Consider the following 11,866-nt stretch of genomic DNA (forward strand, 5'->3'; position numbering starts at 1 on the left):
TCTCGGCCGATAAGAAAGGCTCCCTTTATCCTAGAAAGCATCTTATTTTCTTCATTGAAAAAAGGTTTTCTTTCTGCTATAATCGTATAAAATACTTACTTTAGGAGTTCTTATGAAAGTTGTTAAATTTGGAGGTAGCTCTCTTGCCTCTGCTGGTCAATTAGAAAAAGTTTTAAACATTGTCAAAAGTGATAAAGAGCGTCGTTTTGTAGTTGTTTCTGCGCCTGGTAAACGCAATGCTGAAGACACTAAGGTTACGGATGCCTTGATTAAATACTACCGCGACTATGTTGCTGGTAACGATATTAGCAAGAGCCAAAACTGGATTATCGACCGCTATGCTGCCATGATTAGTGAACTAGGACTGAAGCCAGCTGTTCTAGAGAAAATTTCAAAAAGCATTCGTGCCTTGGCAAGTCTTCCTATCGAAGAAAACGAATTTCTCTACGATACTTTCCTAGCAGCCGGTGAAAACAACAATGCCAAATTGATTGCTGCCTACTTTAACCAAAACGGTATCGATGCACGCTATGTTCATCCTAGAGAAGCTGGGATTGTTGTCACAAGTGAACCTGGCAACGCTCGCATCGTGCCATCAAGTTATGACAAGATTGAAGAATTGACAAATGCAAATGAAGTACTTGTCATTCCTGGTTTCTTTGGAGTTACTAGGGAAAATCAAATCTGTACCTTCTCACGTGGAGGATCAGACATTACAGGTTCTATCATTGCTGCAGGTGTTAAGGCAGACCTCTATGAAAACTTTACGGACGTTGATGGTATCTTTGCAGCCCACCCAGGCATTATCCACCAACCACACTCGATTCCTGAGTTGACCTACCGTGAAATGCGTGAGTTGGCCTATGCAGGCTTCTCAGTCCTTCATGATGAAGCTCTTCTACCTGCCTACCGAGGAAAAATTCCTCTAGTTATCAAGAATACCAACAACCCTGACCATCCAGGTACCCGTATCGTTCTAAAACATAGTAGTGATGAATTCCCAGTAGTAGGAATTGCTGGTGACTCAGGCTTTGTCAGCATTAACATGTCGAAATACCTCATGAACCGCGAGGTTGGATTTGGTCGCAAGGTTCTGCAAATCCTTGAAGACCTCAACATCGGTTGGGAACATATGCCAACTGGTATCGACGATCTTTCAATCATCCTCCGTTCTCGCGAACTAACTCCTATCAAGGAAGAAGAAATCCTTCGTCAGTTGGTGCAAAAAGCTGAAGTAGACCATGCAGAAATCGAACACGACCTTTCAATCATTATGATTGTTGGTGAAAAGATGAAGAGCCATATCGGAGTAACTGCTACTGCGACACGTGCTCTATCTGAAAACAAGATCAATATCCAGATGATGTCTCAAGGTTCTAGCGAAGTATCTATCATGTTTGTTGTCCACAAGGACCAAGAGAAAGCAGCTATTAAAGCCCTCTACAATGCCTTTTTCGGTGAAAGCAAGGAAGACTAAACATGGCCCAATCTCTTAACAAAACAGTGCTCCTCAATACGACAGGCACCTCCTACCTATCTATAGCTGGGAAAGTTGGGAAATTCCTTGTCGGAGATCAGGCTTTGGAATTTTACCCAGATGTCAATGTCGAACAATTTATCCAGATTCCTTGGAGCCATATCAATCAGATTGGAGCCAACGTCACTGGACGCAAAATCAGTCGCCACTTCGAAGTCTTTACAGACAAAGGAAAATTCCTCTTTGCTTCAAAAGACTCAGGTGCTATTCTCAAAATTGCTCGCGAAAAGCTGGGCAATGACAAGGTCGTCAAACTTCCTACCCTGATTCAGACCATTAGTCAAAAATTTAAAAATCTATTTGCAAAAAAGTAAAAACTTTAGTATAATCATAGCAACGGATAAGTAAGTTATCTTCTTCTTTCAGAAAGTCTGCGGGTGCTGCGAGCAGATAGGAGGGATAGGTGAAATTCTACCGTTGGTAACAATTACATACACAATCAAGTGCACACCTGTGAAGTTGGATGGAACCGTGGCCCTGCCACTCCAACGCTTTGTCAGGTGTGCTTTTTTCATAAAGGAGTTCTTATGTTAGATATCAAACGTATTCGTACAGACTTCGATGCTGTCGCAGAAAAATTGGCTACACGTGGTGTAGATGCTGCTGTCTTGAATGAGATGAAAGAAATCGATGCTAAACGTCGTGACATTTTAGTCAAGGTTGAAACTCTCAAAGCAGAACGTAACACAGTTTCTGCTGAGATTGCCCAAGCCAAACGCAACAAGGAAAATGCAGATGACAAGATTGCTGCCATGCAAAATCTATCTGCTGAAGTCAAAGCCTTGGATGCTGAATTGGCAGAAATCGATGCTAAATTGACAGAATTTACCACTACTCTTCCAAACATCCCAGCTGACAGTGTTCCTGTTGGGGCTGATGAAGATGACAATGTGGAAGTTCGCCGTTGGGGTACTCCACGCGAATTTGACTTCCAACCTAAAGCCCACTGGGATCTTGGTGAAGACCTTGGTATCCTTGACTGGGAACGAGGTGGTAAGGTAACGGGCGCTCGCTTCCTCTTCTATAAAGGCCTCGGTGCTCGTTTGGAACGTGCTATCTACAACTTTATGTTGGATGAGCATGGCAAGGAAGGCTATACAGAAGTCATCACACCTTATATGGTTAACCATGACTCTATGTTTGGTACTGGTCAATATCCAAAATTCAAGGAAGACACTTTTGAACTCAGCGACAGCAATTATGTTCTTATTCCTACAGCTGAAGTGCCTCTAACAAACTACTACCGTGATGAAATCCTTGACGGAAAGGACCTACCAATCTACTTCACTGCTATGAGCCCATCATTCCGTTCTGAGGCTGGTTCTGCTGGTCGTGATACTCGTGGCTTGATTCGTTTGCACCAATTCCACAAGGTTGAAATGGTTAAATTTGCCAAACCAGAAGAATCTTACGAAGAATTGGAAAAAATGACAGCCAACGCTGAAAACATCCTTCAAAAACTCAACCTTCCATACCGTGTCGTTGCCCTCTCTACTGGAGATATGGGCTTCTCAGCTGCGAAAACTTACGACTTGGAAGTTTGGATTCCAGCGCAAAACAATTACCGTGAAATCTCAAGCTGTTCAAACACAGAAGATTTCCAAGCCCGTCGTGCCCAAATCCGTTACCGTGATGAAGCCGATGGCAAGGTGAAACTCCTTCACACCTTGAACGGTTCTGGACTTGCAGTTGGACGTACAGTGGCTGCAATTCTTGAAAACTACCAAAATGAAGATGGTTCTGTAACCATTCCAGAAGCACTTCGTCCATACATGGGTGGAGCTGAAGTTATCAAACCATAAAAAATAAGGTTTAGCTATTTTTAGCTAGACCTTTTTTCGTAACCAAATCAAATAAACGCCTAATACAAAGAATAAAATAGTTAGGCATATAACAGTTTCAGCCAATACCAGATAATCCAGAAATGGAAGTTTCAAGATTCCCTGAGCCATCTTGAGCGAGGTAGCCGTGATAATGGTTGGGAAGGTGAGGGCTGAGAAGGCTGGTTGAAAGCCTTGTTTTAAAATATTGGGTAGTCGAGTTAAAACAAAGAAAAAGAAGGATTGAGAAGCCAAAATCATGGCAATCAAGAGCCAAGTCGGTAGGCTGGCTCCTCCAACTCGAACCAGGGAAGCCAAGAGCAGAGAGAAAGGAGCACAGTAGATTCCTTCTTGCCCAAGCAAGGCTACTGGGAGCGGATGTTTCTTTAAATCACTATAAATAAGGGGATAGAGATATAAGGTCAAGACAAAACCAAAACTCAAGGTCGCATAGGCAATCTCGATAATGCCTACCAGAGGATAAGTCAAGGCAGCCACTGCTATCCCTACATAGAGAACCGTCCAGCTAGGAGTGGAATGAACCCTCCGACCAGGACAGGCAAATTTGATGGTGAATCCAGCAATCAAGACCAAATCCAAGAGAAATGAAAACCACCAGAGCCCTTGCGCTACTATAGGAAGATGAGCGAACACACGAAAGACATAGGTCGATAAAATCATTCCAGCCATGGGGAAGGTAGCCATTCCTGACAAAAGAGGTGGCTTGGTCAATTCTTGCTTGGTTTCTTTCCAATTAAGCAAATGAAGAATCAGAAAGAATATCCACAAAATCAAACCGGACATACTCAGTAGATGTGACAGAACTGGCAACATATCTAAAACGAGATTCCCAGCTCCTGCTAAACCGAGCAAACAACCAGAAAATACCAAGGGGAGTTTTTTCATCCTAACCTCCAATAATTATGTTAGTTTCAGTATAGCATAAAAGCGCTTAAATGAGGGATTAAAAAAAACGAAGTCCGTGGATTTCAGACTCCATTTTTTGCTCAGATATGAATTAAGCATACGGTTGCAATTCTGGATTAATTGGTGTATTGGCTAGGTTATTAGCATAGTTACAAAGACTTGCTAGACTGACACCAAGGACTACATCCAAGGCATTTTGTTGCGTGTAACCAGCTTCTAAAAACTCAGACAAAGCTTCATCTCCTACACGACCTTTGGTATTGATAACCGCCAAAGTAAACTTAGCTAGGGTATCCAATTTAGGATCTGTTTCAATCGGAGTGCGATTACGAAGGGCTTGAAGCAGGTCATCATTCATCTGGATTTGTTTGATGGAAAAGGCTGTGTGACCTGCGACACAGAAGGCACAACCATTAGTTACGGCTGCCGTGATTTGCACCACTTCACGCTCAACAGGTGTCAAGCTGTTGCGACGGTTGATAGCTCCGACAGTTCTGTAGGCTTCTAGGGCAGTAGGTGCATTAGCCAAGAGTCCGATTAGATTTGGAATAAAGCCATTGTTGTCTTTTTCTACTGTTTCAAGAACTTCTTTCACTTCTGCTGGTGCTGATTCTACTGTATGGATTGTAAATGTTGTCATCATAAAACCTCTTTTCATTTTGTTGAAACCTAGTCTATCACAGATTCTATACCTTGTATAATATATATTTTAAATTGCACTGATAAAAATTCTTTATGAAAGTAAAAAATCACACGAGCTGTGTGATTTCATTATTTATCAAAATACTTTTTAGTCTCAGCAATAACGACTGGCGACAAGACTAAAAGGGCAATCAAGTTTGGCAGAGCCATCAAGGCATTGACAATATCTGCGATAATCCAAACCATATCCAACTCGATAAATCCTCCCAACAAGACCATGAGCACAAAGACCACACGGTAGAGCCAGATGAAACGAACACCAAAGAGAAACTCGAAACAACGTTCTCCATAATAGTTCCAACCTAGAATCGTCGTGAAGGCAAAGAGCACAAGGAAAATGGTCAAGAGGGCAGGCCCAAAGTGTGAAAAGACTGTTGAGAAGGCTGACTGAGTCAAAGCTACTCCATTCAAGTCACTATTCCATACTCCTGTCACCAAAATGGTCAAACCAGTTAGAGTACAGATGATGAGGGTATCAATAAAGGTTCCTGTCATGGAAATCAAACCTTGCTCTACTGGTTCATTCGTCTTAGCAGCCGCAGCTGCAATGGGAGCAGAACCCAGACCAGATTCGTTTGAGAAGACACCGCGCGCCACACCATTTTGGATAGCCATTCGAATGCTAGCACCGGCAAAGCCACCTACCGCAGCAACCGGACTAAAGGCTGATGTTAAGATTAAAGCGATTGTGGCAGGAATTTTCTCGATATTAAAGAAAATAACTGTAAGAGTTCCTAGAATATAGATGATAGCCATAAAAGGAACAACGGTAGTTGAAACCTTAGAGATGGACTTGAGTCCACCAAAGACTGCAATCGCTACAAATACAGACAAAATAAGAGCTGTGATGGCTGGAGAAATAGCCGTTGTATTTTGGATAGACTCTGTAATCGAGTTGACTTGGGTGAAGGTTCCGATTCCCAACAAAGCTACTAAGACACCTGCGATAGCAAAGAAGATAGCAAGTGGTCGCCACTTTTCTCCCATCCCTAGAAGGATATAATGCATTGGTCCTCCCGCTACTGCACCATGGTCGTCCTTAGTGCGGTATTTGATTGCCAAGAGTCCTTCCGCATACTTGGTAGCCATTCCAAAGAAAGCAGCCATCCACATCCAAAAGAGGGCTCCTGGGCCACCGACCTTGATAGCCGTCGCGACTCCGATAATATTTCCCGTACCAACTGTCGCTGCGAGTGCTGTACACAAGGCCGCAAAGCTAGATACATCGCCATGCCCCTTATCCTTGGTAAAAATTAGCTGGAAGGCCTTGGGCAAACGCAAAACCTGCAAGAGTCCTAGCCGGGCAGTTAGGTAAATCCCTGTTCCGACCAAGAGAATCAAGAGGGGTGGCCCCCAAGCAAAAGCATCAATTGATTTAAGCAATTCTAACATTTCCTTCTCCTATCTTTTCAACCCCAAAAGAAAGAGCACATGCAAGATACATGTACTCTGGAATGCTTAGATAAATGCTAAAAAGCGGTCTATCCTAGCTCTGTCCTTTTACCTGAGAGTTTGAGCAGTTGCCTGCCTTGCCCCTTCGGTGCCTTTACGGTCTCTCCAGAGTTCCGTCCATTTACAGTCATGGAAAATCAAACGATTTCCCACTTCTATTAAACTTCATTCGGTGTTGGTATTTAATTGATTCTTATTTTACAAAAAATGTTGGCTTTTGTCAATGTGTTTATTAGTAAAACTTAATTCAACAGTTTTTACTGTATAAAGCCCGGAATACTTCTATCCTTTAAAAGTCACAATAGTTGCCCCGCTACCTCCAGCATTTTGCGGGGCATAGCCGAAACTCTTGACATGTTTGTTTCTTTGTAGGTATTTGGTGACTCCTTCACGGATGACACCTGTTCCGATACCATGGATGATGTCGACTTGGGCCATATTGTTAAGCAGGGCTTGGTCGATAAAGGCATCTAGCTCATTCATGGCTTCTTCATAGCGTTTTCCTCGAAGATCCAGTCTGGCTTGAGGTCCTCGTCCAGAAGTTCGTTTCACAACAATGACTTGTTTCTTCTTGACTTGCTTTTCTTGCTGGGCTTGAACAAGGTCAAATTCTTTCTCTTCCAAGGTCATCTTGATTAAACCGACTTGGGCTTCCCAGCGGCCGTCCTTAAGTTGACTGGTCAAGGTACCACGCTGTCCATAACTGAGAACCACGATATCATCTCCCACCTTTGGAGCTCGTTTTTTCTTGGCTTTTTGAAGAACCTTGTTTTTAGACAAATCTACTTTTTCAGGAGCCAATTTTTTCAATTTGGCCTTAGCTTCAATGATTTCATGGGGTTTAAGTTGAGATTTACTGTGGAGATTTTTGAGAATCTGGTCACTCTCACTGAGGGCCATGTCCACAATCTCAGAAGCCTGTTCACGCGCCTTGTTAAGCTCCGTTTCCTTTTCACGATTGAGCTCGCTGTAAAGCTTTTTAAGAGCACGGTTCATCTTGAGATTTTCTTGCTCCACCTCACGGATATTGTCCAAGCGTTTACGGCTTTCCAGCGTCTGCTCTTCCAGTTGCTCAATGATTCGATTGACATCATTGTCCTGATCGACCTGCTGGCTGGCATCCCCTACGATAACTTCAGATAGACCTAGCCGTCTGGCAATTTCAAAGGCATTGCTTCGGCCAGGAACACCCTGCATAAAGCGATAGGTCGGGCGAAGAGTTGCAGTATCAAACTCCATGCTAGCATTTTGCACAAAGGCTGTCTCAATACCGTAGGCCTTGAGTTCTGGATAGTGGGTCGTCGCCATGGTCTTGACTTGACGCAGGCGAAGGTCCTCCAGAATAGCCATGGCAAGAGCGGCTCCCTCTTGAGGATCGGTACCAGCCCCCAACTCATCCAAAAGTAAGAGCGAATGCTGATTGACTTTGCCAAGAATATCCACAATATTGGTCATGTGGCTAGAGAAGGTAGACAAGCTCTGCTCAATAGACTGCTCATCGCCAATATCAGCAAAGATTTCTTCAAAAATACCAACACGACTTCCCTTGTCTGCTAAAATCGGCAAACCTGACTGGGCCATAACCTGTGTCAAGCCCAGAGTTTTGAGCATGATGGTCTTACCACCAGTATTGGGACCTGTGATGACAATGGCTGTTAAATCTTGACCAAAATGGACATCATTTGCGACTGCATTTTTGACCAAAGGATGGCAAACATGGAGCAGTTGAATCTCTTGATTTTCTGACAGCTGAGGGACAACTGCTTGTCTTTCTTGGATAAAGCGGACCTTGGCACAAATCAAGTCTAGATGGCCGATAATCCAAGCGTCGTTGGCAATCTCAGCCGCATGAGGGCGGACACGTTCGGAAATTTCTTGGAGAATGCGAAGCATTTCATAGCGCTCATCTGCTCGTAAACTGGCAATTTCTTCGCTCAGTTTGACCACCTCACGGGGTTCAATATAGACGGTATTTCCACTAGCAGAAATATCATGAACGACACCTGCAATCTTATTGCGGTAGGTGTTTTTAACAGGTAGAACCTGACGGCCATTTCTGCTGGCAACGATTCCTTCTGTCAACATCTGCGCTTTTTGCTTGAGCAGGTCCTGTAGGACATCGCGTACCTGACTCTCGCTATCATGGATTTTTCGACGGATTCGCGCCAATTCTTCACTGGCGAAATTTTCAATGAAGCCTGCATCATTAAAGGCCTGAAGATTTCCTTGTAATTGCGGAAAATCATGTAATTTCTCAAACCAAAGGGCTAATTCTTCCAAGCTGACATTTTCCAGATTGGCATAAAAACTTTGCAGCTCTCGGCTAGAAAGAAGCACGCGCTTCAAGAGTAGGAACTCCTCAATATTGAGGTCTGCACCCATCTCCAAACGCTTGCAGACTCCTGCAATTTCCTTAGTTGCGAGAATGGTAAAATGCGGTTGCTCGACAAAGAGAACCTGCATTTCCTTCATCTCAGCAAAAGCCTGTTTGATTTTATCTGCTTTGGCAGTCGGAGCCAGCTGTCTCAATTGCTCCAAGCCCTGCTCGGTCAACAAATGAGGTTCAAACAAGGCCTTGACCTTATTGAACTCTAATGTTTCTAATATTTTCTTGTTCATCGTTATTTCCTTGTCTTTGAATGTCTAGGTGTATTATACTCAATGAAAATCAAAGAGCAAACTAGGAAGCTAGCCGCAGGTCGCTCAAAACAGTGTTTTGAGGTTGCAGATAGAATCTGGCGTGGTTTGAAGAGATTTTCGAAGAGTATTAGCTTTTTACATTCTGATAGATTCTAGTCAATCTGTAAACAAAGGGCTAGGAAAACTCCTGCCCTTTTTATCCGATTAAATTTGTCACCCAGATTTGTTTAAGCCAACTAGTTGTTACTGGTATGCTCTGGATGATGTGTTTTGCGACGATACTCTTTTCAAGAGGATTTTGTATAGCTGCCATGGGAATGGTCGCCAAGATGGTCAAGGCCATTTGCAAGACAAATAAGGTCACCAACATGGACAAGATACCTGCTGAAACTTGGAACAACTTGCCACCCAGTTTTTTACTAGGAATCAAGTGCAAGAGGAGACCAAGCAAACGACCGATGCTATAGACAATCCCAAATACAAGCAAGTAGCCGATACCAGCATAAAAGACCTTATCCAACTGGAAAAGTTGATCCGATGGGAAGAAGAAGGTTCCCTGACCTTCCTGCGGATTTGCATAAGGAAGCAATAAATGGAATTGCTCTCCCAGCCCCTTGTAAAACTGACCAGCCATAAAAGCCGATGCCATGGCTGAAATCAGGTAATAAACCTGTAAGAGCAGGCCTCTCCGATAGCCGATATAAAATCCCCAAGCCAAAACCAATAGAAGAAGGAGTGAAATCATAAGGAATCCTCAATCTTGCTCTGTTCTTGCTTGCAAGTCACGAGTTTGTGACGGAGTTCTTCGAGTTCTTGCTCCTTATCGTCAAATTCAATCTCACGGCTGAGTTGAGTTGACAAACAGTTGACTGCCAACAAAAGAGCGATCGTTTCATCGTCTGCACTAGGCATTTGTTCTTTAATTGCTTGGTATTTTTCTGTCGCAACCTTAGCGATTTCCTCCATAAAAAGGTTATCATGTTCGCTTGTCAAGGTTAATGATTTTTTCCCGAATGTAAATTTGAATCGATTTAGATTTGCCATAAAATTCACCTCACGATATTATACCAAAATTCGCTAACTTTGTCAGTTTTTACAAATTTGCCTGCTTTTATGGTACAATAGAAACTATGGCAAGTATAACACTCACACCAAGCGAAAAGGAGATCCAGGCTTTCCTTGAACACTATCAAACCAGTCTGGCTCCTAGTAAGAATCCCTATATCCGCTATTTTTTGAGACTGCCTCAGGCAACGGTTTCTATCTATACTTCTGGAAAGGTCTTACTTCAGGGTGAAGGGGCTGAGAAATACGCCAGTTTCTTTGGCTATCAGCTTGCAGAGGAAATCATCGGACAAAATCTTCCTTTGATTGGGACAGATGAGGTAGGAAATGGTTCCTACTTTGGTGGACTTGCAGTTGTGGCTTCCTTTGTCACACCTGACCAGCATGATTTCTTACGAAAACTCGGTGTGGGGGATTCCAAGACTCTGACCGACCAAAAGATCCGTCAGATTGCTCCTATTCTCAAGAAAAAAATCCAGCACCAGGCACTGCTTCTCTCACCAAGCAAGTACAACGAAGTCATTGGAGACCGCTACAATGCTGTTTCGGTTAAGGTTGCCCTCCATAATCAGGCTATCTATCTCCTCCTTCAAAAAGGACTTCAGCCTGAGAAAATTGTGATTGACGCCTTTACCAGTGCTAAAAATTATGACAAGTACTTGGCTCAAGAAGCCAATCGTTTCAGCAATCCTATCAGCTTAGAAGAAAAGGCTGAGGGCAAATACTTGGCTGTAGCAGTTTCTTCTATCATTGCGCGTGATCTCTTTCTGGAAAATCTAGAAAATCTAGGACGAGAACTGGGCTATCAGCTCCCAAGTGGAGCTGGAACAGCTTCTGATAACGTTGCTAGCCAGATTTTACAAGCCTATGGTATGCAGGGACTCAACTTCTGCGCCAAATTGCACTTTAAAAATACTGAAAAAGCGAAAAAACGCTTAGAAAGGTAAGTTATGAATTCATTTAAAAATTTCTTAAAAGAGTGGGGATTATTCCTCCTGATTCTGTCATTACTAGCTTTAAGCCGTATCTTTTTTTGGAGCAATGTCCGCGTAGAAGGTCATTCCATGGATCCTACCTTAGCGGACGGCGAAATTCTCTTTGTTGTCAAACACCTCCCTATTGACCGTTTTGATATCGTAGTGGCCCACGAGGAAGATGGCAATAAGGACATTGTCAAACGTGTCATCGGAATGCCTGGCGATACTATCCGTTACGAAAACGATAAACTTTACATCAATGATAAAGAGACGGACGAACCTTACCTAGCTGACTACATCAAACGTTTCAAGGATGACAAACTCCAAAGTACCTACTCAGGCAAGGGCTTTGAAGGAAATAAAGGAACTTTCTTTAGAAGTATCGCTCAAAAAGCTCAAGCCTTCACAGTTGATGTCAACTACAACACCAACTTTAGCTTTACTGTTCCAGAAGGAGAATACCTTCTCCTCGGAGACGACCGCTTGGTTTCTAGCGACAGCCGCCACGTAGGTACTTTTAAAGCAAAAGATATCACAGGGGAAGCTAAATTCCGCTTCTGGCCAATCACCCGTATCGGAACATTTTAAGAAATCGAAGAGGCCGAGAATCAACAATCTCAGCCTCTTCTTCTATCGTGATAATATGATTATTCACTATCCAGTTTGATTAAGATAGAAACAAAGTTATACTCAATGAAAATCAAAGAGCAAACTAGGAAGCTAGCCGCAGGCTGTACTTGAGTACG

General features: G+C 43.1%; 11 protein-coding genes and 1 riboswitch. Of the genes, 5 read left to right on the top strand and 6 right to left on the bottom strand.

From position 1 onward, the window contains the following. Positions 1–112: 112 nt before the first annotated feature. The 3 genes from ADI86_RS05670 to serS all read left to right on the top strand — a co-directional run bounded on the left by ADI86_RS05670 (position 113) and on the right by serS (position 3,339). The gene (locus tag ADI86_RS05670) at positions 113–1,477 is read left to right on the top strand and encodes an aspartate kinase (protein WP_049532133.1); all 1,365 of its coding nucleotides are present in this window, start codon (positions 113–115) and stop codon (positions 1,475–1,477) included. A gap of 2 nt (positions 1,478–1,479) precedes the next feature. Beyond that, positions 1,480–1,851 (top strand): DUF956 family protein, encoded by a 372-nt coding sequence (locus ADI86_RS05675; RefSeq protein WP_020901044.1) that lies wholly within the window; start codon positions 1,480–1,482, stop codon positions 1,849–1,851. A gap of 213 nt (positions 1,852–2,064) precedes the next feature. Then, a complete protein-coding gene (gene serS / locus ADI86_RS05680) occupies positions 2,065–3,339 on the top strand; it encodes a serine--tRNA ligase (RefSeq protein ID WP_049532134.1) in 1,275 nt (424 codons plus the stop codon). Between the two features lie 24 nt (positions 3,340–3,363). On the opposite strand, the gene ADI86_RS05685 is transcribed toward serS, so the two are convergent. The 6 genes from ADI86_RS05685 to zapA all read right to left on the bottom strand — a co-directional run bounded on the left by ADI86_RS05685 (position 3,364) and on the right by zapA (position 10,122). Further along, positions 3,364–4,263: a TDT family transporter gene (locus ADI86_RS05685; protein ID WP_049532135.1), complete on the bottom strand. Its 900-nt coding sequence runs from the start codon at positions 4,261–4,263 to the stop codon at positions 3,364–3,366. A 112-nt stretch (positions 4,264–4,375) separates the two neighbouring features. Beyond that, positions 4,376–4,924, bottom strand: coding sequence for a carboxymuconolactone decarboxylase family protein (locus tag ADI86_RS05690; protein ID WP_049532139.1), 549 nt, complete (start codon positions 4,922–4,924; stop codon positions 4,376–4,378). Between the two features lie 131 nt (positions 4,925–5,055). Beyond that, positions 5,056–6,378, bottom strand: a complete 1,323-nt coding sequence (locus ADI86_RS05695) for an alanine/glycine:cation symporter family protein (RefSeq protein WP_049532136.1) — start codon at positions 6,376–6,378, stop codon at positions 5,056–5,058. Positions 6,379–6,468: 90 nt separating this feature from the next. Continuing rightward, positions 6,469–6,557, bottom strand: a riboswitch (glycine riboswitch). A gap of 163 nt (positions 6,558–6,720) precedes the next feature. Next, the gene (locus ADI86_RS05700) at positions 6,721–9,057 is read right to left on the bottom strand and encodes an endonuclease MutS2 (RefSeq protein WP_049532137.1); all 2,337 of its coding nucleotides are present in this window, start codon (positions 9,055–9,057) and stop codon (positions 6,721–6,723) included. A gap of 217 nt (positions 9,058–9,274) precedes the next feature. Continuing rightward, positions 9,275–9,823, bottom strand: a complete 549-nt coding sequence (locus tag ADI86_RS05705) for a CvpA family protein (protein WP_000624509.1) — start codon at positions 9,821–9,823, stop codon at positions 9,275–9,277. Continuing rightward, positions 9,820–10,122 carry a cell division protein ZapA gene (gene zapA, locus ADI86_RS05710; RefSeq protein WP_000002019.1) on the bottom strand — a complete coding sequence of 101 codons (303 nt, stop codon included), beginning with the start codon at positions 10,120–10,122 and terminating at the stop codon, positions 9,820–9,822. The genes ADI86_RS05705 and zapA overlap by 4 nt, the downstream gene beginning before the upstream one ends. An 86-nt stretch (positions 10,123–10,208) precedes the next feature. Here zapA and rnhC point away from each other — a divergent pair, with 86 nt between their 5' ends. Then, the gene (rnhC, locus tag ADI86_RS05715) at positions 10,209–11,090 is read left to right on the top strand and encodes a ribonuclease HIII (RefSeq protein WP_049532138.1); all 882 of its coding nucleotides are present in this window, start codon (positions 10,209–10,211) and stop codon (positions 11,088–11,090) included. Positions 11,091–11,093: 3 nt separating this feature from the next. After that, entirely contained in the window at positions 11,094–11,708 is a 615-nt protein-coding gene (gene lepB, locus ADI86_RS05720; protein WP_001083986.1) for a signal peptidase I, read from the top strand. The last annotated feature ends 158 nt before the right edge of the window (positions 11,709–11,866 follow it).

The sequence above is a fragment of the Streptococcus pseudopneumoniae genome, assembly GCF_001074975.1.
Lineage (GTDB): Bacteria > Bacillota > Bacilli > Lactobacillales > Streptococcaceae > Streptococcus > Streptococcus pseudopneumoniae_D.